The organism is Plantactinospora sp. ZYX-F-223 (assembly GCF_039649625.1).
GTDB lineage: Bacteria > Actinomycetota > Actinomycetes > Mycobacteriales > Micromonosporaceae > Plantactinospora.
Genome location: NZ_JBDJAV010000022.1, coordinates 51,610 through 75,951 on the forward strand (window position 1 = coordinate 51,610; position 24,342 = coordinate 75,951).

The 24,342-nt window shown below is 72.1% G+C and carries 24 protein-coding genes; 14 read left to right on the top strand and 10 right to left on the bottom strand.

What is annotated here, in order from left to right:
• Positions 1-199: 199 nt before the first annotated feature.
• Positions 200-712 (bottom strand): hypothetical protein, encoded by a 513-nt coding sequence (locus AAH979_RS22435; RefSeq protein ID WP_346260078.1) that lies wholly within the window; start codon positions 710-712, stop codon positions 200-202.
• A 219-nt stretch (positions 713-931) separates the two neighbouring features.
• Here AAH979_RS22435 and AAH979_RS22440 point away from each other — a divergent pair, with 219 nt between their 5' ends.
• From AAH979_RS22440 to AAH979_RS22450, 3 genes are all read left to right on the top strand, one after another.
• Positions 932-1,246 carry a winged helix-turn-helix transcriptional regulator gene (locus tag AAH979_RS22440; RefSeq protein ID WP_346260079.1) on the top strand — a complete coding sequence of 105 codons (315 nt, stop codon included), beginning with the start codon at positions 932-934 and terminating at the stop codon, positions 1,244-1,246.
• Between the two features lie 28 nt (positions 1,247-1,274).
• Complete coding sequence (locus AAH979_RS22445) at positions 1,275-1,502, top strand: helix-turn-helix domain-containing protein (RefSeq protein ID WP_318402053.1); 228 nt, start codon at positions 1,275-1,277, stop codon at positions 1,500-1,502.
• 346 nt (positions 1,503-1,848) lie between these two features.
• Positions 1,849-2,550 carry an Rv3235 family protein gene (locus AAH979_RS22450; RefSeq protein ID WP_346260080.1) on the top strand — a complete coding sequence of 234 codons (702 nt, stop codon included), beginning with the start codon at positions 1,849-1,851 and terminating at the stop codon, positions 2,548-2,550.
• 206 nt (positions 2,551-2,756) lie between these two features.
• Here AAH979_RS22450 and secA read toward each other — a convergent pair whose 3' ends face one another.
• Positions 2,757-5,615 carry a preprotein translocase subunit SecA gene (gene secA / locus AAH979_RS22455; protein ID WP_346260081.1) on the bottom strand — a complete coding sequence of 953 codons (2,859 nt, stop codon included), beginning with the start codon at positions 5,613-5,615 and terminating at the stop codon, positions 2,757-2,759.
• 171 nt (positions 5,616-5,786) lie between these two features.
• Here secA and AAH979_RS22460 point away from each other — a divergent pair, with 171 nt between their 5' ends.
• Complete coding sequence (locus AAH979_RS22460) at positions 5,787-7,028, top strand: GNAT family N-acetyltransferase (protein ID WP_346260082.1); 1,242 nt, start codon at positions 5,787-5,789, stop codon at positions 7,026-7,028.
• A 151-nt stretch (positions 7,029-7,179) separates the two neighbouring features.
• Here the strand turns inward: AAH979_RS22460 and raiA are convergent, their stop codons facing one another.
• The 5 genes from raiA to mtrA form a co-directional block, all read right to left on the bottom strand.
• On the bottom strand, positions 7,180-7,833 hold the full coding sequence (raiA, locus tag AAH979_RS22465; RefSeq protein ID WP_346260083.1) for a ribosome-associated translation inhibitor RaiA: 654 nt from the start codon (positions 7,831-7,833) through the stop codon (positions 7,180-7,182).
• A gap of 355 nt (positions 7,834-8,188) precedes the next feature.
• Positions 8,189-8,899 carry a phosphoribosyltransferase family protein gene (locus tag AAH979_RS22470; protein ID WP_346260169.1) on the bottom strand — a complete coding sequence of 237 codons (711 nt, stop codon included), beginning with the start codon at positions 8,897-8,899 and terminating at the stop codon, positions 8,189-8,191.
• An 18-nt stretch (positions 8,900-8,917) separates the two neighbouring features.
• The gene (locus AAH979_RS22475; RefSeq protein WP_346260084.1) at positions 8,918-10,738 is read right to left on the bottom strand and encodes an LpqB family beta-propeller domain-containing protein; all 1,821 of its coding nucleotides are present in this window, start codon (positions 10,736-10,738) and stop codon (positions 8,918-8,920) included.
• Between the two features lie 157 nt (positions 10,739-10,895).
• Positions 10,896-12,683 (bottom strand): MtrAB system histidine kinase MtrB, encoded by a 1,788-nt coding sequence (mtrB, locus tag AAH979_RS22480; protein WP_346260170.1) that lies wholly within the window; start codon positions 12,681-12,683, stop codon positions 10,896-10,898.
• A 121-nt stretch (positions 12,684-12,804) separates the two neighbouring features.
• Complete coding sequence (mtrA, locus tag AAH979_RS22485; protein ID WP_101369873.1) at positions 12,805-13,494, bottom strand: MtrAB system response regulator MtrA; 690 nt, start codon at positions 13,492-13,494, stop codon at positions 12,805-12,807.
• A gap of 271 nt (positions 13,495-13,765) precedes the next feature.
• On the opposite strand from mtrA, the gene AAH979_RS22490 reads away from it, so the two are divergent.
• From AAH979_RS22490 to AAH979_RS22510, 5 genes are read left to right on the top strand one after another with little or no spacing between them, the layout of a single operon-like run.
• On the top strand, positions 13,766-14,611 hold the full coding sequence (locus AAH979_RS22490; RefSeq protein ID WP_346260085.1) for a hypothetical protein: 846 nt from the start codon (positions 13,766-13,768) through the stop codon (positions 14,609-14,611).
• Positions 14,608-15,291: a DUF4129 domain-containing protein gene (locus tag AAH979_RS22495; RefSeq protein ID WP_346260086.1), complete on the top strand. Its 684-nt coding sequence runs from the start codon at positions 14,608-14,610 to the stop codon at positions 15,289-15,291. The genes AAH979_RS22490 and AAH979_RS22495 overlap by 4 nt, the downstream gene beginning before the upstream one ends.
• Positions 15,288-16,793 (top strand): DUF4350 domain-containing protein, encoded by a 1,506-nt coding sequence (locus tag AAH979_RS22500; protein WP_346260087.1) that lies wholly within the window; start codon positions 15,288-15,290, stop codon positions 16,791-16,793. Before AAH979_RS22495 ends, AAH979_RS22500 begins: the two co-directional genes overlap by 4 nt.
• Positions 16,794-16,843: 50 nt before the next feature.
• Positions 16,844-17,824: a MoxR family ATPase gene (locus tag AAH979_RS22505; RefSeq protein WP_346260171.1), complete on the top strand. Its 981-nt coding sequence runs from the start codon at positions 16,844-16,846 to the stop codon at positions 17,822-17,824.
• The gene (locus AAH979_RS22510) at positions 17,821-19,131 is read left to right on the top strand and encodes a DUF58 domain-containing protein (protein WP_346260088.1); all 1,311 of its coding nucleotides are present in this window, start codon (positions 17,821-17,823) and stop codon (positions 19,129-19,131) included. Before AAH979_RS22505 ends, AAH979_RS22510 begins: the two co-directional genes overlap by 4 nt.
• A 71-nt stretch (positions 19,132-19,202) precedes the next feature.
• Here AAH979_RS22510 and AAH979_RS22515 read toward each other — a convergent pair whose 3' ends face one another.
• The 3 genes from AAH979_RS22515 to AAH979_RS22525 are packed head-to-tail and all read right to left on the bottom strand — an operon-like array spanning position 19,203 to position 21,960.
• Positions 19,203-21,413 (bottom strand): hypothetical protein, encoded by a 2,211-nt coding sequence (locus AAH979_RS22515; protein ID WP_346260089.1) that lies wholly within the window; start codon positions 21,411-21,413, stop codon positions 19,203-19,205.
• Complete coding sequence (locus AAH979_RS22520) at positions 21,410-21,664, bottom strand: hypothetical protein (protein WP_346260090.1); 255 nt, start codon at positions 21,662-21,664, stop codon at positions 21,410-21,412. The genes AAH979_RS22515 and AAH979_RS22520 overlap by 4 nt, the downstream gene beginning before the upstream one ends.
• Entirely contained in the window at positions 21,664-21,960 is a 297-nt protein-coding gene (locus AAH979_RS22525; protein ID WP_346260172.1) for a DivIVA domain-containing protein, read from the bottom strand. The genes AAH979_RS22520 and AAH979_RS22525 overlap by 1 nt, the downstream gene beginning before the upstream one ends.
• Before the next feature lie 360 nt (positions 21,961-22,320).
• Between AAH979_RS22525 and AAH979_RS22530 the strand changes: the two genes are divergently transcribed.
• The 5 genes from AAH979_RS22530 (at position 22,321) to AAH979_RS22550 (ending at position 24,323) form a co-directional block, all read left to right on the top strand.
• Positions 22,321-22,566, top strand: coding sequence for a winged helix-turn-helix domain-containing protein (locus tag AAH979_RS22530; RefSeq protein ID WP_346260091.1), 246 nt, complete (start codon positions 22,321-22,323; stop codon positions 22,564-22,566).
• Between the two features lie 157 nt (positions 22,567-22,723).
• Positions 22,724-22,987 (top strand): hypothetical protein, encoded by a 264-nt coding sequence (locus tag AAH979_RS22535; RefSeq protein ID WP_346260092.1) that lies wholly within the window; start codon positions 22,724-22,726, stop codon positions 22,985-22,987.
• Between the two features lie 13 nt (positions 22,988-23,000).
• On the top strand, positions 23,001-23,261 hold the full coding sequence (locus AAH979_RS22540) for a hypothetical protein (protein WP_346260093.1): 261 nt from the start codon (positions 23,001-23,003) through the stop codon (positions 23,259-23,261).
• Positions 23,258-23,911 (top strand): hypothetical protein, encoded by a 654-nt coding sequence (locus AAH979_RS22545; RefSeq protein ID WP_346260094.1) that lies wholly within the window; start codon positions 23,258-23,260, stop codon positions 23,909-23,911. The genes AAH979_RS22540 and AAH979_RS22545 overlap by 4 nt, the downstream gene beginning before the upstream one ends.
• On the top strand, positions 23,895-24,323 hold the full coding sequence (locus AAH979_RS22550) for a hypothetical protein (protein ID WP_346260095.1): 429 nt from the start codon (positions 23,895-23,897) through the stop codon (positions 24,321-24,323). The genes AAH979_RS22545 and AAH979_RS22550 overlap by 17 nt, the downstream gene beginning before the upstream one ends.
• Positions 24,324-24,342: the final 19 nt, after the last annotated feature.

The window sequence follows — 24,342 nt, forward strand, 5'->3', positions numbered from 1 at the left end:
GCGGACCGTCCCGAGCCGGTCGCCGGCCGCTGACTGATACGTCGCCGGCCGCTGACTGAACCTTTGTCAACCTGGACCGCGCGGCGCTCACGCACCGCGTCCGACCTTGCGGTCCGTCAGACCGTAAGGAGAGGTTGAAAAGGGTTCCGGCACGTCCTGAGGCACGTACCGCGACCGCGACTGGCGTACCGGTCCCGGGTCAGCCGGTGGCGCCGGAGAGCGAGTCGAGTTCCGAGGGGTCGTACCACTCCAGTTCGTGGTCCTCGGCGCTGTCCACCGTGAACTGCGCGTCCGGGTCGCCGGCCAGCGCCTGCTCGACGACGTCGACCGCGGCCTCGACGTCGTCGGTCGCGTCGGCACCGTCCACGTGGATCGCGGCGACCGCGTCGATCCCGATCCGCCCGGCCAGCCGTACGGTGCTGGAGCCGAGTTCGGGGTCGCCCCGGTGCACCACCCCGGGCGGCAGGTCCACGGCGACGACGACCCGGCGCCGGGGCGCCCCGGGATCGGCCCGGAGCAGCCGCAGCGCCTCCTGGGCGGCCCGGGTGAAGGCGACGTACTCCAACTCCTCCTCGTCGCCCTCGGCGTACCACTCGCGCAGTTCGGGGGTGACCGCGTGCCCCTGGGCTGTCATGATCCAGCCCTCCTGGCGCAACTCGGCGAGCATCGGCAGGGTGGCCGGGACGTACACCCGGACGAGCTGCTCTGGCACGTAGGTCTCCCCCGCTCGACGCTGGCCCGCGACGGCGCCCGGTCCGGGCAGGACGTCGCTCCGTTCACCCGCGACGGTAATACACCGACGGCGCGCCGAGCGGCAGCGGACCCCGGAGCGGGTCGGGCCGCGCCGCTCAGTGCGACCGCACCGGGGCGGTCAGCGGGCCGCCGGCCCGGGTCACCAGGTCGGCCCTGCCGCCAGGCGACCAGGTCCCGGGTGTCCAGCAGGACGAAACCGGGCTCTCCGGCCTCGACGGCAGCGTGCACGTCAGAGACGTCCGTCTGCGCCGAACTCGCCCGGCTGGTGGCGATGTCGCCGAGCGCGGTGACCGAACGGGTACGACGGCTTGAGGAGGCCGGGGTGGTCGCCGGCTACCGGGCGGTGGTGGTGCCGGAGCGGATCGGCCTGGACATGGTGGCGGGCCGGATCGCCGGGCTCGGCTCGGTCACCACCAGCGTGGACTACTCCAGTCCGCTGCCGGGGCGGGACCTGACGGCGGAGGCGACGACACCGCAGTCGGTGGCAAACTAAGGCAGCCACCGACTACCGGGAGTTCTCCGTGGAACCCAGGTTCCTGCTCTTGTCCGACGTCGCCGCCGAGCTGAACGTCTCGGACTCGCAGGTCTACCACATGGTGCGCAGCGGCGAACTGCCAGCGATCAAAATCGGCGGCCGGGGCCAGTGGCGGGTGGAGCGGGCCCGCCTGGAGGAGTACATCCAGCGCAAGTACGCCGAGACCGCCGAGTGGGTGGCCGGTAATCCGCTGGTGGAGCGCCTCCCCGAGTAGTCGGCGTACCGCTTCCGACAGCGGTGTCAGACCGCTCGGCTACCGTCCGTTCCGACCGGACGCCCGCTCCTTTTCCCGAGCCGCCTCGATGTGGCGGAGACCTCGCCGCGGCCTCGGCCCGAGGGCCCGTCGCCGCACGTCCACCGCCGTTCTCCACGCCTGCGGGCCGGGCCGCCCGTCCCGGAGACCGGGCACGGTTTGCGGTCTCGGGGCAGCAGGGCAGGCCGGGACGTCCGCGACGGTCCACCGACCGGCGTGGAGTCATTGACGACGGCTAGTGGATGGGCTAGAAATTAGCCTGTCGGAGGCAAACGAAAGCAAACGCAAGATCAAGAAGGGAGTGAGGATGCCCCTCGCCCGCACCCGGCCGCCCGTCCGGCCCACCGTGCGCCTGCGCCCCGTGCCGCCCCTTGATCCGCCCTTCGACGACGAATGCGTCCCGGAGACCTGGGTCAACCCGGCACCCCCGCCCGGGGGCGTCCCGGCCGCCGTCGAACGGTTCCGGTCGGCCGTCGCCGAGCGCCCCCACCCCGGCCGGAGCGCCCGCCCGGCCGCTGTGCCGACGAGCCCGACCCGATCCACCGAACGGCTGGCCACCCCGGGTGTCCGGCCCGGTCCAAGCACCTCCTGGGCCGCCGCTCCCCCGGATCCAGGCACCTCCCGGGCAGCCGCCGGCCCCCCGGTCGCGGACGCCGTGGCTGGCGCCACGCCCGAGGCGAAGCGGGCGGCGAAGCGGTTCCTGGACACCTGCCTGGAGATCGTCAACGGCTACCGGCCGGCCTGGCACCTACGGGCCCTCGCCAGTCCGCCCGACGCCGCTGGCATGGTCGCGCAACTCGCCTCCGCCACGAGCCGGGTTTCCGGCCGGCGCCGGCCCGGCGAGCCGGTCCGCACCGTACGGCTGCGCCGGCTCAGGGTCTGTGAACCGCGGCCCGGGGTCGTCGAGGCGGCCGCTGTGGTCGGCGTCGCCGGGCGTACCTGGGCGATGGCGTTCCGGATCGAGCGGCGCCGGGGAAGCTGGGTCGGCACCGCTGTCGCCCTGCTCTGACCGGACCAGGCTTCACCGCGACCGTCTCGCCGGCTGGCCGGTGTCACCGCTGCCCCTCCGGTCGGGCACCGGTGCCGGCGAGCGGTGCTGGGGACCGGGTTCACCGACGGTGAGGCGTTGAGGTTCAGCGCCGATGTCGACATCCACCCCGATCCGGAGACAGCGGTGCCCCCGACCACGGACGGCGGTCGGGGGCACCGGGACGATCAGGCGGCGCCGGGCGCCCCGTGGCAGCGCTTGTACTTCCGGCCCGAGCCGCAGGGGCAGGGGGCGTTCCGGGACGGGGCGTTGGCACCGACCGCCTGGCCCTGGGCCGGCCGCCGGGACGCCGAGGGCGGCGGCGGGCCGCCCACGCCGAGCGCCGGTGCCTGGGGCTGCGGGCGCTCGACCGCCACCCCGCCGGTCGCCGGAGCCTCGCCGTCGATGGTCGGTGCCGAGTACTGGAGACCCTGGGTCCTGGGCGCCCGGCCCAGGCCCTTGGCCCGGATCTCGACCGGCGGCTCCGCCGGCATCGGCATCGGCGCCGGACCGGAGTCGGCCGGAGCCGGCTTCGCCTCCTCGACCTGGACCTCCAGGTTATAGAGGAAGCCGACCGTCTCCTCCTTGATCCCGTCCATCATGGTGGCGAACATGTCGAAGCCCTCGCGCTGGTATTCCACCACCGGGTCGCGCTGGGCGTAGGCGCGGAGGCTGATGCCCTCCTGGAGGTAGTCCATCTCGTAGAGGTGCTCGCGCCACTTGCGGTCGATGACCTGGAGCAGCACCATCCGCTCCAGCTGGCGCATCGCCTCGCTGCCTAGCTCCTCCTCACGGCGCTGGTACGCCGCGAAGGCGTCCTGCTTGAGCTGCTCCAGCAGGAAGTCGGCGTCCAGGGTGTTCCGCTCTCCGCCGGACTCCTCGACGATGTCGTCGATGGTGACGCCGATCGGGTAGAGCTGCTTGAGGCTGGACCAGAGCTGGTCGAGATCCCAGTCCTCGGCGTAGCCGTCCGAGGTCGCCCCGGTGACGTACGCCGTCACCACGTCCTCGATCATGTGCTGGATCTGGTCGTTCAGGTCCTCGCCGTTGAGCACCCGCTTGCGCTCGGCGTAGACCACCTGGCGCTGCTTGTTCATCACCTCGTCGTACTTGAGGACGTTCTTGCGGATCTCGGCGTTCTGGCCCTCGATCTGGGCCTGGGCGCTCTTGATCTGCCGGGTCACCATCTTGGACTCGATGGGGACGTCCTCCGGGATGTTGAACCGCTCCATCACGGCCTCGACGGCGCCGGCCCGGAACCGCTTCATCAGCTCGTCCTGCAACGAGAGGTAGAACCGGGACTCGCCCGGGTCGCCCTGCCGGCCGGACCGACCGCGGAGCTGGTTGTCGATCCGCCGGGACTCATGCCGCTCGGTACCGAGCACGTAGAGGCCGCCGACCGAGGAGACCTCCTCGGCCTCGGCGTCGCACGCCTCCTTCCAGCGCGGAAGGATCTCCTCGAGCGCCTTGGCGTACTCGTCGGCGTGCTCCACCGGGTCGAGCCCGCGCTGCCGCAGCTCGGTGTTGGCCAGGTATTCGGGGTTGCCGCCGAGCAGGATGTCGGTGCCCCGGCCGGCCATGTTGGTGGCCACCGTGACCCCGCCCTTGCGCCCGGCCTGGGCGATGATCTCCGCCTCCTTGGCGTGGAACTTCGCGTTGAGGACGGCGTGCGGGATGCCCCGGCGGCGCAGTAGCTGGGACAGCACCTCGGAGTTCTCCACCGAGACCGTGCCAACCAGGACCGGCTGGCCGAGGGCGTGCCGCTCGGCGATGTCCTCGACGACCGCGTTGAACTTGGCCCGCTCGGTCTTGTAGATCACGTCCGGCCGGTCGATCCGGATCATGTCACGGTGGGTCGGGATGGTCACCACACCGACCTTGTAGACCTTGTTGAACTCGCCGGCCTCGGTCTGGGCCGTACCGGTCATGCCGGAGAGCTTGTTGTAGAGCCGGAAGTAGTTCTGCAGGGTGATCGTGGCAAGAGTCTGGTTCTCCTGCTTGATCTCCACGCCTTCCTTGGCCTCGATCGCCTGGTGCATGCCCTCGTTGTAGCGGCGGCCGTGCAGGATGCGGCCGGTGAACTCGTCGACGATCAGGACCTCGCCCTCGCTGACGATGTAGTCCTTGTCGCGCTTGTAGAGCTCCTTGGCCTTGATCGCGTTGTTCAGGTAGCCGACCAGCGGGGTGTTCACCGACTCGTAGAGGTTGTCGATGCCGAGCCGGTCCTCCACCTTGGCGACGCCGCGCTCGGTCACCGCGATGGTCCGCTTGGCGTAGTCGACCTCGTAGTCGCCCTCGCCGTCCTTGCCGGGCTGGAGCCGGGCCACCACCCCGGCGAACTCCGTGTACCACCGGGCGGAGTGCTCGGCCGGGCCGGAGATGATCAGCGGCGTCCGGGCCTCGTCGATCAGGATGGAGTCGACCTCGTCGACGATCGCGAAGTTGTGCCCGCGCTGGACCAGGTCCTCCCGGCTCCAGGCCATGTTGTCCCGGAGGTAGTCGAACCCGAACTCGTTGTTGGTGCCGTAGGTGATGTCGGCCTCGTAGGCGGCCCGGTGCTCGGCGGCCGGCCGGTTCGGCAGGATCACCCCGACGGTCAGGCCGAGGAACTCGTGCACCCGCCCCATCCAGGCCGCGTCCCGCTCGGCGAGGTAGTCGTTCACCGTGACGATGTGCACGCCCTTGCCGGAGAGGGCGTTGAGGTAGGCCGGCAGCACCGAGGTCAGGGTCTTGCCCTCACCGGTCTTCATCTCGGCAATATTGCCGAAATGCAGCGCCGCGCCACCCATGACCTGCACGTCGTAGTGCCGCTGGCCGAGCACCCGCGAGGCCGCCTCGCGCGCCGTGGCGAACGCCTCGGGCAGCAGGTCGTCGAGGGTTTCGCCGTCGGCCAGCCGCTCCCGGAACTGGTCGGTGAGCGCCCGCAGCTCCTCGTCGGTGAGGTTGACGTAGTCGTCCTCGATCGAGTTGACGGCAGCGGCGATCGCCTTGAGCCGGCGCACCATGCGCCCCTCGCCCGCGCGGAGGACCTTTTCCAGAATCGACACGGATCAACGCTCCCCTAGACAGTCTGCCGAACCATCGTAGGCGCATCACCGGCCCAATCGTCAGTCGCGCCGCCCCTCCCGTTCAACTAACCGGACATTCTGTCCGATAGCAGCCTTGAGGGCCGGTAAATCCGGTTACGCCCAGGGCGAACCCTCCGGCACGATGAGCCGATGAACCAGAACAGCCGGCCGGACGGGGTCGAGATCGTCGAGGCGGGGCTGCTGCTCCGGCCGTGGCGGGCCGAGGACGCCGAGGAGGTACGCCGGGCGTGCCAGGATCCGGACATCCAGCGCTGGACCACCGTACCCAGCCCGTACCGGCTGGAGGACGCGATCGACTTCGTGACCAAGCGGGCTCCGCAGGCCTGGTCGACCGGGTCCGGAGCGCCGTTCGCGGTCTGCGACGGTGCCACCGGCGAACTCCTCGCCTCCTGCGGGCTGATCACCATCGACCCGGTGCTCCGGTCCGGGGAGGTCGGCTACTGGACCGCCCCCTGGGCCCGGGGCCGGGCAGTGGCCGTCCGGGCCACCCGCGCGGTCAGCCGGTGGGCCTTCGCCGAGTTGGGGCTGCACCGGATCACCTGGCAGGCCGAGGTCGGCAACCACGCGTCCCGGCTGGTCGCCCTGCGGGCCGGTTTCCAGGTCGACGGACGGCTCCGGCTCGCCGACCCGCATCCGCGCGGTACCCGGGACGGCTGGATCGGCTCGCTGTTGCCGGACGACCTGGCCGGCACCGACCCGGACCAGCCGGACGGCGGTGGACCGGCGGGCGGCCCGGCCGGCAGCGGCTCGCTGCAGGCACGCCGGGCTGCCCTCTTCGCCGCGCCCCAACCGGTGCTCTTCGCCCGGGCCGCCGACGGTACGGAACTGCGGCTCCGCCCGCTGCACGAGCCCGACCTGGACGCGATCGTGCACGCCTGCCGCGACCCCGAGAGCATCCGCTGGACCACTGTTCCTGACCCGTACCAGCGGTCGGACGCGGAGTTCTTCGTGCACGAGCACGGCCCGACGGTGTGGCGTCGGGGCACCGGCGCGGTCTTCGCGATCGCCGACGGGTCCGACCGGTACGCCGGGGTGATGGAACTCCGGATCTCCCCGGCCGATCCCCTGGTCGGCGACCTGGGTTACCTGGTCGCCCCGCGGGTGCGCGGCCGTGGCTACTGCCCGGCGGCGGTCGCGGCCGTCTCCGCCTGGGGTTTCACCGCCCTGAACCTGGCCCGGATCGAGTGGCGGGCCAACGTGGGCAACACCGCCTCGCGCCGGGCCGTGGAGAAGGCCGGCTTCACCTTCGAGGGCACCGCGCGGCACGCCCTCAACCACCGGGGCAACCGGGTCGACGCCTGGATCGGCGCCCTGCTCCCCGGCGATCTCGGGCTCTCCACTGACCCCGGTCGACCTGGAGTCGGCGGCTGACCACCGGTCCGGCACGCTCGTGCGACGGCCCGGCCGGCACGCTCGTGCGACGCGTCGTGCTCGGCGGTCGACGCCGCAGGCGGACCGGCGGGCACGGTCGAACCCACCGGCCCCGGGACCATCCCCGGGTCCGGTGGGACACCGCAGGGGATCAGCCGGCCAGGGCGATGATGCCGTAGTCGTAGCCCTTGCGCCGGTAGACGACGCTGGGGCGGCGGGACTCCTTGTCCAGGAACAGGTAGAAGTCGTGGCCGACGAGTTCCATCTGGAACAGCGCGTCGTCGACCGTCATCGGCTCGGCCGGGTGCAGCTTCTCCCGGGCGATGTGCCAGGGCTGCGCGTCGTCGTACTCGTCGAACTCGGGTTCGGAGACCGCACGGCGGTTGCCGTTCGACCTCGCGGGTGCGGGGGCGGTGAGGGTGGCCAGCGCCGAGTCACCGGCGTCGACGACCGGGAGCCGGGCGGTGGCGGCGGCGACGGAGACCGGGGCGTGCCGGCCACGGTGTACGCGACGCCGGTCGGCGGCCCGGCGCAGTCTCGTGTCGAGCTTCGAGATCGCCGCGTCGAGGGCACTGTAGAAGTCCTTCGCGCACGCCTCCGCACGGACCACGGGTCCGCGGGAGATGCAGGTAATCTCTATTCGCTGGCAGTGATCGGACTGTCGCGGATTGCGTTCGTGAAAGAGTTCCACGTCGATCCGAATAAGCTTGTGGTCGTAGCGCTCGATCTTGGCGAGCTTCTCGGCTACGTGCACTCGGTAATGATCCGGCACCTCGACGTTTCGACCCTTGACCACGAGATCCATGCGTGACCTCCCTGCGCCATCGGAGAGTCTGCGGAAACAAAAATCCCGGTCAGCCCGCCCCTGGAGTGTCCATTCGGCTTGACCGGATCGAGAACAACGGCGATGCCTCCCTCCACGTGCGTCCGCGGGGCGGTGGAACATCCGTCATACCCCCGGTAAATAAGACGCTAACCCCAATCGACCCGTCAGTCACCCCGGTCACCAAGACCAATTCGAGAAGATTTGCAGGAGGTGCACGACGGGGTGAATGTAGTGGCACGCAGAGTGAACCCTTTCCAACCTCCCCTTGCGGTCCGGCGGACCGCAGGGTCGGGCGCGGTGCGTGAGCGCCGCGGTCCAGGTCGGAAAGGTTCAGTTATCCGCGCCCCCGCCGGACGGTGGCGGCCAGCACCGCCGCCGCGTACACCGGAATGCCGGCGCTCTCCAGCCGTCTGGTCACCGCGGCCAGCGTGACCCCGGTGGTCACGATGTCGTCCAGCAGCACCACCGCCCGGCCGGCGGCGATCCGGCGGACCGCCCGCGACCGGCCGGCCCGGAGCCGGAACGCGTCCCGGGCCGCTGCGGCCCGGCCGGCGCTGTCCAGCGTCGCGGAATCGGGCCGGGGCACCGCGTGCAGCGGCTGGGCCGTCGCGACCGGCCAGCCGGCGGCCCGCAGCCGGACGGCGCAGTGCCGGGCCAGCCGGCGCAGATGGTCGCCGTGCCGGGCCCGTACCGCCCGTGCGGTCGCCGGCACCGGCACCAGCAGCACCGGCCGGCGCTGGCCGACGGCCTCCGCCACCACCTCCGCGAGCAGCCTGCCCAGCGGCCGGGCCAGGCCGTGCCGGCCCCGTTCCTTGTACGACAGCAGCGACTCCCGCAGCGCGCCCTGGTAGCTGCCGAGCGCCACGCAGTCCGGCAGCCCCGGCGGTGCCGGGGTGGGGCGTACCGGGGTCGGGCGCAGTGCCCGCAGGGCGGCGGCACAGGCCGGGCAGGCGCCCTGGCGCAGCGGCAACCGCTCGGCACGACAGCCCGCACACTCGGCCGGCAGCACCAGGTCGGTCAGGTCGGCCCAGACCCCCGCCAGCACCACGCGCCCCCGAACAGGTCAGTAGAGGTAGAAGGAGGCGGTGGCCGAGTTCACGTTGGGCGGCGGCTCACCCGCACCGGGCGCGATCTGGCTCCGGGTGATGATCGTGTCGGAGACGAAGGCGACCTCGTTCGCCTCGTACGTCGGGGGTAGCGGCGGCGCCTCCAGGGAGGTGGGGTCGGCGGCCAGCGCCTCGACGGGGGCGGCGCTGACGTACCTGATCTGCCCCGACTCCACCGCGCCATCCACGTTGATCCGGTTGATCGCCTTGGCGTCCTCGCTGTCCACCCCGGCCACCAGGAGCAGGTTCTCGCCGAACCAGTCCACCGCGCTCAGCGAGTGCAGCGAGGTGGCCACCTGGCGGGCCGGCTCGACGTTCAACCCACCGTCGACCGGGCGTACCCCGGCGACGTAGAGCCGGCCGCCGGAGACGAAGGCGATCCGGTTGCCGTCCATCGACGCCGCCACCGCCGTCGCGCCGAGATCCGTACCGGAGAAGGAAACCCGGGTCAGCCGGGGATTTCCGGCGGTGAAGGTGTAGAGCTTGCCCTGGGCGACGACCAACCCGACCGGTCCGCCGATCCCCGCCTCCTTCAGCCACACCGGACGGCTGAGGTCGTCGTACTTCTCCTCGCTGGTCAGCAGGCTGGTCGCCACCCCCGGGCCGGTGCCGGTACGCAGTCGGAAGGACTCGCCGTCCCGGACGACCAGCGCCACCGCGACGTCGTCGCCGTTGCGGCTCACCCCGGCGGTGACGATGTCGTGGTTCTCCGCGGCGGGAATCGGCACCGGCCTCGGTTCGCCCGGGTTGGTCAACGGATAGATCCGGCCAGCGAACACGCCGTACCGGGCGGCGGCACCGGTGAGCTGGTAGAGCGGGTGGTCCCGGCGGTAGTCGGCGGCGACCTCGATCATCCTGGACTGGTTCTGGATCTTGAGTTCCAGCTCGTTGTCGAGCAACTGGTTGTTCCGCAGGGACCAGACGATCTGGGTGAAGAGCTTCTCCAGTTCGAGCTTGGTCTCCAGGGCACCGGCCTTGACCGCGAGGTTGATCTCCAGCCGGCCCCCCTCCTCCGGCGCCGGCACGTTACCTACCGGACTGGTGCCCTCGGGCAGCGCGACGGCCGACTTGAGCCACTCCGACGGGCCACCGGTCAGCCACTCGAGCACCTCGGTGGCGTGCCGCTGCACCGGCACCGTACGGGGCAGGTAGCGCAGGTCCGGCACCAGCGAGGTGCCGTTGGCGTTCCAGAAGTAGATGGTGTGTTCCTGGTAGTAGTCCCGCAGGGCGTCGTCGGTCATCAGCAGCACCTCCGGCGGCTGCAGCACCCACAGCCCGCCGCCCGTCCCCGGGTCGGTCGGCGCGGCGCCGACGACGAAGGAGTACTCCGTCTTCTGCTGCACCGGCTCGCCGATCGAGCCGTTGGCCCGGAGCACTCCGATCTGCTGGACCTCGACCGTCACCAGACTGGTGCCGTCCTTGTTCTGGGTGACCTCGATCCCGCCGCCGTCGACGTCGACCCGGACGACGTTGATGTCGCCCTTGTCGTCCGCCTTCGGTTTGAACTGCTTGCTGTCTTCGATGTACTCGTTGACCCGCTCGTACGCCTCGCCCGGCTCGCCGGCCGCGGCGGTGAGGAAGTTCTTCGCGAACGCCTCCGGGTCGCTGCCACTCGTGGTACGGCCGGGCGGCTGCGCTGCCGGGTGGTCGGCCGGAGCGGTGTCGGCCACCGGCCCCCTGCCGTCGATCCGCACGTCGCTCTCGCCCGGGATGCCACAGGCGGCCAGCCCGGAGAGCAGCACCGCCACGGCCCCGAGCGCGATGCCGCGCCGGCTCATCAAGAGCCGCCCGAGAAAGCCCTGGCGTTGGCCATGGGAAGGAGAGGGCGGTCAGGCGTGGCGTTGGTTTTCGGCATGGCGTCGACTCCCTTTGCCGGGCGGAAGTGTCGGATGCGGCTGGGTGTGGGCGAGACGGTGCGCTACACCTGGGGGAGCGTTAACTGGTCACCTCGCTCCGCTCGGCGTCGGCCGGAGCCCTCGGAGCGGCCAGCCCGCCTGGTACCGGCTCGACGGCCTCGTCCGGGGCCGCTGTCCCGACCGGGGCGTCGGGAGCGTCCATCGCCCCGTCGGCCGACCCGCTCGGACCGCCGGCCGGGGTCGGGCCGTCGGCGGCGGCCCCGGGACGGTCCGCGCCGGGCGGCGCTGCGGCGGTTGCGCCGCCGACCGGGGTCGGGACGGTCCAGCCCAGGCCGTCCGTACCCCCCAGCGGCGCGTCGGCCGGCACCAGCCGCAACGGCGACGAGGTCAGCCGGTCACCGGCCCGGGCCGGCAGGGTCAGCCGGAACTGGGCCCCCTCGCCCGGCGCGCCCCACGCCTCCAGCCAGCCACCGTGCAGCCGGGCGTCCTCCAGGCTGATGGAGAGACCGAGCCCGGTGCCACCGGTCTGCCGGGCCCGCGACGGGTCGGCCCGCCAGAACCGGTTGAAGACCAGCTTCTCCTCGCCGGGCTTCAGCCCCACGCCGTGGTCCCGGACCGTGATCGCCACCGCGGTCTCGTCCGCCGCCAGCACCACCGCCACCGGTTTCCCGGCACCGTGCTCCACCGCGTTGCCGACCAGGTTGCGCAGGATCCGCTCCACCCGGCGCGGGTCGACCTCGGCGATCACCGGGGTCTCCGGCACGGTGACCCGCAGCGGCGTACCGCAGCGGCTGGCGAGTGACTCCAGCCGGTCGGCCACCCGGTGCACCACCGGTACCAGGTCGGTGGGCTCGGCGTCCAGCATGGCGAACCCGGCGTCGAATCGGCTGATCTCCAGCAGGTCGGTGAGCAGGTCCTCGAACCGGTCCAGCTCGGCGTGCAGCAGCTCGGCGGTACGGGTGACCGCCGGGTCGAAGTCGTCCCGCTCCGCGTAGATCAGGTCGGCCGCCATCCGTACGGTGGTGAGCGGGGTACGCAGCTCGTGCGAGACGTCCGAGGTGAACCGCCGTTGCAGCCGGGACATCTCCTCCAGCCGGACGATCTGGCGTTGCAGGTTGGTCGCCATCTGGTTGAACGACGACGCGAGCATCGCCAGGTCGTCCTCGCCGTTGACCACCATCCGCTGGTCGAGCAGCCCCGCCGAGAGCCGCTGGGCGGTGCGGGCGGCGACCCGTACCGGATTGACCACCAGCCGGGTCACCAGCCCGGAGAGCAGCCCGAGCAGGACGACCAGGGCGAACCCGGTGGCTAGCACGGTGGCCCGGGAGCCGTCCGCGATCTGGTCCCACCGGGTCAGCGGTACGAAGTAGTAGAGCTCGACCTGGCCGAGCCGGGTCGGCACCGGCGAGCCGTAGACCAGGTATTTCGTCGGCCCCTTGTCGAAAAGGTCACCGGTGCGGAACTGGTGCGCGATGTCGCCGCCCCGGACCTTGTCCTCCAGCCCCGGGGTCAGGATGCCGTCGATGTCGACCTGGGGCGAGGTGGCTGGCGCGACGCCGGTGACCCGCAGCGACACCACCACGCCGCCGAGCTGGGCCGGGTCTCCGCCGGCCAGGTAGTTGACGGTGTTCTCCAGGGTGGCCCGCACCCCCTGCTCGGCAACGGTGGTGTGGTTGCTGAGCTGCTCGGAGGCGTACTCCTGGCCGTCCTCAAGCCGGGTCTTGACGTCGCTGGTGGCGTTGTCCAGCACGATCTCGGTGATGTTGTCGGCGACCAGATAGGCGAACCCGCCGACCAGCAGGCTCGACGCCACCAGGGTGATGGTGACGACCCGCACCTGGAGCGAGCGCCGCCAGGTGCGGTGCAGGCCGGTGACCGCCCGCGCCGCCCGGGCCGAGCTGGCGCGCCGGAGCCGCCGCCCGGTCGCGGCGGTACGGGCGAGAAGGGCGGACGACGAGGTCAGGGTGCGGGCCACAGTGCACCCCAGGCTATCCGGTGCCCGCCTTGTAGCCGACTCCCCGCACCGTCAGGATCACCTCGGGTCGCTCCGGATCCGGCTCGATCTTGGCGCGGAGCCGCTGGACGTGCACGTTGACCAGCCGGGTGTCGGCGGCATGCCGGTAGCCCCAGACCTGCTCCAGCAGGACCTCCCGGGTGAAGACCTGACGCGGCTTGCGGGCCAGCGCCACCAGCAGGTCGAACTCCAGCGGGGTCAGCTTGACCTCTTCGCCGTCCCGGCTGACGGTGTGCGCCGGCACGTCGATGTTGATCTGGTTGCCGGGCGGACCGATGGTCAGCAGCTCCGGCGCGGCGTCCTCGCCCCGGCGCAGCCGAGCCCGCATCCGGGCGACCAGTTCCTTGGGCTTGAACGGCTTGACCACGTAGTCGTCCGCGCCCGACTCCAGCCCGAGGACCACGTCGACGGTGTCGCTCTTGGCGGTCAACATCACGATCGGGATGCCCGACTCGGAGCGGATCGCCCGAGCCACGTCGATGCCGCTCATCCCCGGCAGCATCAGGTCGAGCAGGACGATGTCGGGCCGATTCTCCCGGAACGCGGCCAATGCCCGTTCTCCGTCGGCGACGAACGAGGGCAGGAACCCCTCGCTGCGCAGCACGATGCCGAGCATCTCGGCCAGCGCGGGGTCATCGTCGACGACCAGTACCCGGGCTCTCATGACACTAATATTCCACCCTCTTTTCCACGGCGTGGTCCCCGCGCCTCCCGGCGCGGCGTACCGCCGGCCCTTCCCTGGCCACGAGGCGCAGTAGCTTACCCTGGTCAACCTTCTGGCACCAGGGATGGACCGCTGCTGATCCGCCCTCGGCGGCGCACACCGAACCGTGACGTGGGAACCGGCCGAGCGGCTCCGTCCGGGATGAGCCGGCGTGACACCATGACTGCTGCGGCGTGTTCCCCGCCACCCCCGATGCCCGCCAGGAGTACGTTTGCCCGACGCCGGCCCGATCGCCGTACTGCCGCTGCGGCCGCTCACCGTCGGTGAGCTGATCGACTCGGCGGTCCTGCTGCTCCGCGACCACGCCCGGGTACTGGTGCCGGTCGCCCTGGTACTGGCCGCGCTGGAGCAGCTCCTGCTGTACCCGCTGCGGCTGGTCGCCGAGGTCACCCCGCCCGCCTACCTGCCGAGGCTGGACGAGCTGCCGGCGTACTGGTTCCTGCTGGCGGTCGGCGCCGCCTGCGAAGGGGTGATCATCGCGCTGCTCGGCAACCTGACCGCCCGGGCGGCCGGTACGGTCCTGCTCGATCCCGCCGCCCCGGTCCGCCGGCTGCTGCACCCGGGCGGTGCCCGGCTCCCCGCGACGCTGCTCGTCGCCCTGCTGGCCGGCGCGGTGATGTTCGTCGCGTCCCTGGTCATGCCGCTCTGGGCGGTCGGGTTCGCGCTGCTCGGCTCCGTGGCCCCGGCGATCGTGCTGGACCGGTTCGGGCCGTTCCGGGCGCTGTGGCGCTCCGCCACCCTCGCCCTGCGCATCAGCGGCCGCGCCGCGGCGATACGGCTGCTCGGCTACCTCGTCTGGTGGCTGTTGCGGATCGGGCTCGCCGTCGGTGCCGTCACCGGCCTGAACTCGGCCGGACTGCTCGCGCCGGAGTGGCAACTGCCGGTCGGCATCGCGGTCTGGGCACTGGTCAACAGCGTCGCCTATCCCGCGCTCGCCTGTGTCGACGCGGCGGTCTACCTGGAGGCGCGGATCCGCACCGAAGGGCTGGACATCGTCGTCAACCGGGCCCGGCAGACCGGAGCGCCGGTGCTCACCCCGATGGCGGGTCGACGGTGAGCTTCAGCCGCTGGTGGACCGAGACGACGGCTGCGCTCGGCGACCGCCTGCCGCTCTCCCTGGTCGCGCTGCTCCTGGTGCTGGCCGCCGTGCTGGTCGCGCTCGGCTGGTTCCACTACCCGGCCTGGGTGCCCCGCCGGCTGCCGCGCTGGCGCCTCTCCCGGTGGCGGCGACGGCGGCAACCCCGTCCCGCGCCGGCCCCCGAGCCGGAGCCGGAGGCCGCGGCCGAGGATCCGGAGCTGCCGGACGTACCGGCCGGGACGCTGGTCGCCCTCGCCGACCGGTTGGCAGCCGAGGGCCGGTACGCCGAGGCGGCCCGCGAGCGGTTCCGGGGGATGGTCCGGGAGCTGGTCGACCGCGGGGTGCTGGAGCACCGGCCGGGGCTCACCGTCACCGAACTCGCGACGGCGGCCGCCGGGAAGCGTCCCGAGGTGGACCCCCCGCTCTCCGAGGCCGGCCGGGTCTTCTCCGACCTCTGGTACGCCGAGCGTCCCGCCCGGCGCGAGCACGACGATCGGATGCGCATGCTCGCCACGGAACTGGGCCGGACCCTCGCCAGCGGAGACCGTCCGGTACCGACGACGGGATGGCCCGGAGACGGACCAGGACCCAATCATCCGGAGCTGAGCCACGACCCGATGGCCCGGGAGACGAGTCAGGACGGGACGGCCCGCAGATGACCGCTGCCCCGGACGCGCCCGCACCGGACGTGCCCGCCCCGGACGCCCCGGATGCGCCCGCACCGGATGCGCCCGCACCGGACGGCGAGCGGCGGAGCGGCGCTGCGGCGTCCACACCGGACCCTGTGCCGGCCCGGGGAAAGGCGGGCCTCCGACGGCGTCGCTGGCACCGGATCGCGATCCCGCTCGGTGCCGTCGCCGCGCTGCTCGCCGTCACCGGGATCACCCGGGCGATCGACCAACCCGACCCCGGCTCCCCCGGCTTCCTCTCCCCGGTCAACGCCGACGACGAGGGCGGGAGCCGGCTCGCCGACCGGCTGCGCGCCGAGGGCGTCACCATCGAACGGTTCACCAGTACCCGCCAGGCCCTGATCCAGGCGACCAGCCGGGGGTTCACCCTCTTCGTCCCCTCGCCGGGGCTGGTGCACCCGCTGTACCTGCCGTACCTCGCCGAGCCCGCCGACCGTGCCCGGGTGGTGCTGGTCGACCCGCCGCAGCGGGTGCTGGACGGCGCCGAGCTGCCGCTGGCCGTCGCCGGGCGGCGGTGGGCCGCCGGTGCGGTCGAGGCCGACGCCGACGGCCGGCCCTGCGCGCTGCCCGAGGCGGCGAGGGCTGGGCGGGCCGCCGCGCTGTTGCAGCGGTACGCCAGCCCGCCCGAGCTGGACGACAGTACCGACTACTGCTACTCGGCCGGGCTGGTCCGGACGGAGCGGCGCGGCAGCGAGGTCGTCGTGATCGGCGCCAGCGACCCGTTCCGGAACGACCGGATAGCCGAGCGGGGCAACGCCGCCCTGGCCACCGGGCTGCTCGGTACCCACGACCGGGTCGTCTGGCTCGACCTGGCCGGCCCGGAGCCACCGCCGCCGTACCATCGGGACGGCGAGCTGGACCCGTGGACGTCGGCGCCCGACGATTCCGGGACGTACTCCGACGGCGAGCCCGAGGAGGGCGACGGCACCCCGGAGTACGACGGCCGGCCGCAGCCGGCACCCGGGCAGGACGACCAGGCGGCCCCGTCGGAGCGGCGCAACCCACTCTGGGACGCCTTCCCGCCCTGGTTCTGGGCCCTGCTGGCGCAGCTCGCCCTGGCCCTACTGCTGGTGGTGCTCTGGCGGGCCCGCCGGCTCGGGCCACCGGTCGCCGAGCCGCTGCCGGTGACCGTTCCGTCCGCCGAGACGGTGCTGGGCCGTGGCCGGCTCTACCAGCGGGCCCGGGCGTACGGGCCGGCGGCGGAGACGCTGCGGGCGGCGGCGCTGCACCGGCTGACCCAGTCCCGGGGCGTACCGCCCGACGCCGGCCCGGACGAACTGGCCGCCGCCGTCGCCGCGCGCACCGGCCGGGGCCCGGCCGAGGTGCACGACCTGCTCTACGGGCCGGTCCCGGAGACCAACCAGGAGCTGCTCGACCTGGCCCGGGCGCTCGACGACCTGGCCGCCTCCCCCGGCACCGCCCCGCCCGGCCAGCCCCGGCACGACCGCCCCAGCGAAGGAGAAGCCTGGTGACCCGATCCGCCGGAACCACAGACCCGCGCTACGCCGCCGCGCCGTACCAGGTGCCGGCCCAGGCCGGCACCCCGGTGGAGGCCGACCAGGCCCGCGCCGCCCTGCACCGGCTGCGCACCGAGGTCGCCAAGGCGGTCGTCGGGCAGGACGCCGTCGTCACCGGGATGGTGATCGCCCTGCTCTGCCGGGGGCACGTGCTGCTGGAGGGCGTACCGGGGGTGGCCAAGACCCTGCTGGTGCGCACCATCGCAGCCGCACTCGACCTGGACTCCAAGCGGCTCCAGTTCACCCCGGACCTGATGCCCGGCGACGTCACCGGCTCACTCATCTTCGACCCGCGCACCGCCGCCTTCACCTTCCGGGAGGGACCGGTCTTCACCAACCTGCTGCTCGCCGACGAGATCAACCGGACGCCGCCGAAGACCCAGGCCGCGCTGCTGGAGGTGATGGAGGAGCGGCAGGTCTCGGTGGAGGGAAACCGCCGCCCGCTGCCGGACCCGTTCATCGTGGCCGCCACCCAGAACCCGGTGGAGTACGAGGGCACCTATCCGCTGCCCGAGGCGCAGCTCGACCGGTTCCTGCTGCACCTGACGATGCCGCTGCCGAACCGGGACGAGGAGCTGGGCGTACTCCGGGCGCACCACGCCGGCTTCGACCCGCGCGAGCTGACCGCCGCCGGGGTACGCCCGGTGGCCAGCCCGGCCGACCTGGCGCTGGCCCGCACGGCGGTCAGCCGGGTCGGCGTCGCCGAGAGCGTGCTCGGCTACATCGTGGACCTGTGCCGGGCCACCCGGGCGGCGCCCGCGCTGGAACTCGGTGCCTCGCCCCGGGGCGCCATCGCGCTGCTGGTCACCGCGAAGGCCTGGGCCTGGCTGGCCGGGCGCGACCACGTCACCCCGGACGACGTCAAGGCGATCGCCCGGCCGACGCTGCGGCACCGGCTGCGGTTGCGGCCGGAGGCCGAACTGGAGGGCGTCACCACCCGGTCGGTGCTGGACGCGGTGCTCGGCACCGTGCCGACGCCACGATGACGGGACGGGCGGCGATCCTGCTCGGTGCGGGCGCGCTGACCCTGCCGCTCTGGCCCGCACCCTGGCTGGGCGTGCTGCTGATGTCCGGGCTGGTGCTGGCGCTGACCGTACTGGACTGGCGGCTGGCCGCCCCGCCCGGCGCGGTCGAGGCGAGCCGGGACGGCGACCGGGCGGTCCGGCTCGGCGACACCGCCACCGTCTCGGTACGGCTGCACAACACCTCGGGCCGGGTGCTGCGCGGGCTGGTCCGGGACGCCTGGGTGCCGTCCGCCGGGGCCCGGTTCGACTTCCCCGGCGCCCCGACGGTACGCGTCGAGCCCGGTGCCCGGGTGGAGCTGCCCAGCCGGCTGACCCCGACCCGGCGCGGCGACCGGCCGGCGCTGCGGCTGACCCTGCGCTCGTACGGGCCGTTGGGGCTGGCGTTCCGGCAGCGGAGGGAGCAGCCGCCGACGCCACAGTGGACTCTGCGGGTGCTGCCCCGGTTCGAGTCCCGCCGGCACCTGCCGGAGAAGCTGGCCCGGCTGCGGGTCATCGACGGCACCGAGGTGGCCCGGGGCCGGGGCCAGGGCACCGAGTTCGACACCCTGCGCGAGTACGTGGTCGGCGACGACGTGCGCTCGGTCGACTGGCGGGCCAGTGCCCGGCGGGCCGACGTACTGGTCCGGACCTGGCGACCGGAGCGCGACCGGCGGGTGGTCTGCGTACTCGACACCGGGCGCACCTCGGCGGTACGGGTCGGCGACGAGCCCCGGCTGGACGCCGCCATCGACGCCGCGCTGCTGCTGGCCGCACTGGCCGCCCGGGCCGGTGACCGGGTCGACCTGCTGGCCGTGGACAGCGCCGTCCGGCTCGCGCTGACCGGGGGCGCCCAGTCGACGCTGCTGGCCCGGATGGTCGACGCGCTCGCCCCGCTCCAGCCGGCCCTGGTGGAGACCGACTTCGAACTGGTCGCCGGGGAGATCCTCCGGCGGGAACGCCGGCGGTCCGTGGTGGTGCTCTTCACGGCCCTGGAACCGGGCGCCCTCGGCGAGGGACTGCTGCCGGTGCTGCCCCGGCTGGCGACCCGGCACCGGGTGATCGTGGCGTCGGTGCACGACCCGGTGCTGACCGACCTCACCGCCCGGTCGCCGGAGACCGTCCAGGACGTGTACGCGGCCGCCGCGGCCTGGCGGGCGCTGGCCGACCGGGACCGGGTACGCGCGGCGCTGGCCCGGCACGGGGTGACCGTGGTCGACGCCCCGGCCGACCGGCTGGCGCCGATGGTCGCCGACACCTACCTCCGGCTCAAGGCCCTCGGCCAACTATGAAGAAAGTCGGTCCGACTTCCTCCCCCCGAGGGTCCTGGGACAAGCCATCGGATCTCTGACGCCTACCGAGGTCAGCGCGGGTCGATGCCGAGGGTGGTGAGGGCGGTCGGGAGGGTCGGCGCGGTGCAGAGCTGGCGTACGCCGCCGCGCTCCCAGAGCAGGAGTCGACAGGTGCGGCCGTCGTAGTGCACGGCGACGGGCTGGCCGGCGTGGTGTCGGGCGAGCCGGCGGATCAGCGGTACGGGATCGTCGACCGCGACCGGGGCCGGGGTCTGCGGCACCGGGATCGGTTGGGTGGGATCGTCGGGGACACGACGGGCCACGGCGAGTTCGAGATGTTCGAGGCAGTACCCGATCGCGGCCTCCGGGGTGGGCCGGGCGGGCAGGGTGTCCGGGGCGACTGGTAGCCCTGGTGGTTCGATGTTGACGTCCCAGCCTTCGCCCTGGACGAGTCGGAGGTCTCCGGCGTTGTCGACGTGGTCAACGAGGGTGACCGTGACGGTGAGGCGCAGTCCGAGGACGAGTCGGATCAGGTCGGCCAGGGGTGGCACGTCGGGCCGGCGGGCCAGCACGAACAGCCGGGCGCCGGGCTGGCCCCGGGACGCCTGGTGCAGGTATTCGGTGAGCGGGTCGGCGCCGGGGTGCGGCAGGGTGACGATGCCCTTGCGCAGGTCGTGGCGGACTTCGCCGCCGCCGTCGAGTTCGGTGAGGTCGTCCGGGCGTACCCCGAAGAAGCCGGCCCAGGTCGCCAGCCGGAACGGGTCGGGGAGCTGGTGCACCGGCTTGCCGCCGGGTTGGGTCGCGACGTGCGGCGCCGAGAGCCGTTCGCCGGCCCGCCAGCCCTGCTCACCGGTCTGCCAGGTGTGCTCGTCGCCGCGCCAGGTGAGGTCGCCGGCCCGCCAGCCGTGCCGGTCGACCTGCCAGTGCAGGTGGGTGACCCGGCCGGCGAGGTCGGTGAGTGTGACGGTCAGGTCCCGGTAGAGGCGGTGGCTGTCCCGGCAGGTGTCGCAGGGCAGCGCCGACGGGCTACGGCCGGCGCCGGAGCATTTCGGGCAGTCCGGGTCGGCCCGCTCGGCGAGCAGGAGGCAGTCACAGCGGCGGAGCCGACTGTGCGGGTCACAGTCGGGGCAGTCGACGTACGGGACGGGTGGGCCCCGCCAGGACGGTGCCGGCGGCTGCCAGCCGCGCCGCAGGATGCTGGTCTCCCGGCGGTAGATCTGCCCGGTGCCGGATTCGGTGAACGTCTCGGCGGTGTCGGCGACCCTGAGGCTGGTGTGCCACCAGCGGCCGTCGCGCCAGATCGCCTGTGCCCCGGCAGTCAGGGCGCCGGTGTGCAGGTCGGTGCAGTCGGCGAGCATCCGCCGTTCGAGCTGGTCCAGGTCGACGGCCGGCGGGTCGACCGGCGGCCGGTCGCCGCCGGTCAGGTAGTGAGCCGGGGCGGCCCGGCCACGCGCCTGAAGGTCGTAGAGCGCGTCGAGGTCGCCGGTGGCGACAATCGCCCCGGCCAGGTCGTCGGCGCCGCCGAGCGCGTCGGTCGACACCGGCCCGCCCGGCACCTCGTAGCGGAGATGCCAGGTGAGGTCGGCGGCGGGATGCCTGCGGCGGGCCTCCAGCACCAGGTCCAGGCGGAGCAGGTCGGCGAGCCGGCAGCGCCGGGCCAGGTCGCGGGCGGGGTCGGGGGGCGGCTCGGCGGCGCTGCGGCCGAGGAAGAGCTGCCAGGCGTCGTGGCCGTGCGACGCGATCGCCTCCGCCTCCAGTGCGGCCCGGGTCTGCGGTGGCAGGTCCGGGCGCCACCGGGACGGCAGCAACACCACCGGCCCGTCCGGGGACCTGGGCGGGTTGCCCGCCTCGGTCCAGGAGGCGGCGCCGACGGTGCTGGCCAGCTCGCGCAGCAGCGGCGCCAGCGGCAGATGCCAGCTTCCGCCGTCGCCCGGCCACCGCGCCGGTTCCACCACTCCGGGTACGACGTTCGCCGAGGCCACCGCCCCGGTGTCGACGTTCGCCAACGTCAAGACGAGTTGGGCGCGCAGCCGCCCGGTCTGCCGGCAGCGGTGGCAGGGCTGCGGCAGCGTGCCGACTCCCTGGCAGAGCTGGCAGTCCTGGTATGCCTCCCCGTCGCCCCACTGTCCGACGTCGACGAGCAGCCGATCACCACCGCTCGTGCAGGGGCAGGCGGCGAGGACGAAGGTGAGCCGGTCGCAGGCGGGACAGTCGAGCACCGGCGGACCGGCGCCGGGATCCGGTGGCCCGCTTCCGGCGCCGGGATCGATCGCCCCGGTCACCGGTCCAGCTCCAGACTCGCGCACGGCACCTCGTGTTCGGCGCGCAGCGCACAGCGTCTGCCGGCGGCGAGGAGCCGGTCGCAGAAAAGGCGGGACTGCACCGTCTGGTCGTCCTCGGCCGAGACGGTCGCCTCGGCCTGGTCGACCTCGGGCAGCCGGCCGAGAGTCCGGGCCAGCATCCGGGCCGCCTGCCGGGCCGCGTCCAGATCCGGCGCCGTGAAAGGCACGTGTACGACGTAACGGTCGGCCATCAACGATCCACCAGCTCGCCTGCCGTCGTCGCATGCCGGGACTGCCACCGCCGCAACGCGTCCTTGATCCGCGCGTTCTGCTCCCGCACCGCCGCAACCTCGTTGTAGGCCCTGGCCAGATCACCGGCCACCCGGTCAAGGAACTCGGCAACCTCGACCGGATCGACTCCCCGCCCGGTCAAGCCGACCGGGGTGAACCGGCGCAACCTCACCTGCGACGGCAACAGCGGCCGATACGCCGCCGACCGGTACGCCTGGCCGAGCCGCCGAGGCGACCTCCGATCCCGCCCGAACAGCCGCCGAAGAAGAACCCACACGACACACCACCAACCTCTCCTAACAGGTCAGGACCCTTCCGCAGCAGGTCAGGACGTGGATGGGTGGCGCCGGCCCGGATCCCCTGTCGCTGTCGAGCCGGCGCCACCCCGCCCCACCGACGCAGCCGGAGGCGCCGTACGACAGCAGGGCGTGACTCGGGGGTCGGGGCGGACAACCCGTACAGACTGGCCGCCCCGACCAGGAGGTACGAGCGCGCCAGAGGTTGGAGACCAAGGAGCACTCGCAGGAGGGAACTTAACCTAACTAGTTCCGTCTGGTCAACGCTCAACTGGTTCGGTGTACACAGAACTTGCTGCGTACACCTCGGTCGTGATCTCATGGCAGGTGGAGACCAAGGAGTGCCCATGCCTGCCACAAAGTGGGAGAAGCTTGCTGACCACATCCGGAACCAGATCAGGTCCGGAGAACTGAAGCCGGGCGACAAGCTGCCCTCGACAGCGCAACTCAAGGCCGAGCACCGAGTATCGAACGCTGTGATTCGCTATGCCATGCATGCACTTCGGACCGAGGGCTTGGTCGAGAGCGTGCACGGAGTCGGCGTCTTCGTAGCTCAGCCCAAGTAGTCCTGGCTACGGCACACACAGCGGCCAGCGGGGCTGCATGCCGAATCACTCTCAGATAGTGTTCGCTCGACCACCCGAGCGTGATGGCCGCCAACCTACTTACACCCGCTCCGTGCGGCCATCACTCTCACGCGAGCCGGTAACTGGGGAGGACCGCATGGCCAGCATCGAGGAAGTCAAAGCCGCACTGGCACAGGCCGCTGAGCAGGGCAACACCACGCTCAACCAGATCCGGTCATCGATCGAGAGCACTGACCAGGTACTCACGCGTCTGCGGGGCGTCGCTGCCGGCACAAACCACGCCATGATCGCCGAAGCAATCCAGCGCGCCGAGCAGAGCAAGCAACGGCTCACCGAGGCAGCGACCCTGATCCAGGGCAGCACCGCCGCCGCCCGCCAGTACGTGAGCGTCTTGGGCTAACAGGGCTGACGCCATGAACGTCAACGAGGTCAAGGGCACGATCCGCGAGGGAAACCATGCAGCCAGAGAGTCCAGGACGATCCTCGAACAGGTGGACGCAGAAGGCGATTCCGCCGCAGGACTCGCCCGTCTCACGATCCATGACAGCCAGGATCGAGACGCGCAGGCCGGTTTGCGGATCCTTGAGGATCTTGGTCGCGAGGTCGAGTTGACAATGCGTCGTATCGACGCCGCTGTCGACCACGCCGATGCCTATCTCAAAACTCTCGGATGACCGAGCCCATGGCCGAGGTCGTGGTGCAGTTGCACGACGTACGCCAACGCCTCGCCGCCGCCGCAGTCACCGCAAAGCGCGCTCAAGCCGACGCAGAACACGCCCAAGGGCGGTACGCCGAGGCGGCATCGGGCACCGAACACCCCCACATGCAGGAGGCTCTGCGGGATATCCGAACAGCCGGTGAGAAGGCAGCTAGGATAGCCCGCTTGTTGACCAATGCAAGGTCACACTTTACCGCCTATTTGAACAGGATCGCTCCCGGGTCCGCATCCGATTCCGACGTATCGGAAGCAGAGATGCCATCGGGTGAGCGTCTGCTTAGCGAAGCCGAGCGACGGGGGCGCAAGGCGGAAATCATCTGGCGCAAGCAGACGCAGAAGGCGGAAGACACCGAGTCCACCTTGAAGCAGGTCGAGGACGCCGGAAAGACGGTTATCAACTACTTCAGGCAGCAGCAGAACCCGCCCGGCACAACCGCCACCGGCACGACAGCACAGAAACCCCCACCGTCCCAGGAACGCCCGCAGATCGACAACCCGGTGACCGCCGCCATAATGGCTACCGGTGCAATCGCCGTCGCAGCAAAGTCGGTCTTGAACAACGTCAGAAAGCAACGAGAGAAGAAGCGAGATGACGATCAAACCTGAGCTGCCCGCCTACATCCGGACTCTTATCCAGGGCGACAATGACGCCCACGACAGGATCCAAGCCCAGCTCGACAGCGAGGGTTGGGACGGGTTCGCTCGCTTTCTCGCTTCGCTGTTCTTCCTCGCGGTTGAGAGGCGTTTCGGGGAAGACGCAACGTCAGCAGATATCATCAAGTTTGTGGCGGACCTGCGTGCCGGAATGACCGACGGTGGCCCCGAGATCAACGCCGAGGACGCCGAAGCGCTGATCAGGGCCAACATCGACCCAGAAGCCGACTACGATGTCGACCCCAGCATGATCGGTAAGGTCCAAGCCGCCGTCGTATACAAGGTGCTTACCGACGAACGCATCACAGATGAGGACCTCGACGCAGTTCTTACCGAGGCAGCTCAGCTCGCGTCGCGCTCTTGAGGGCGAGGAATGTCAGGCT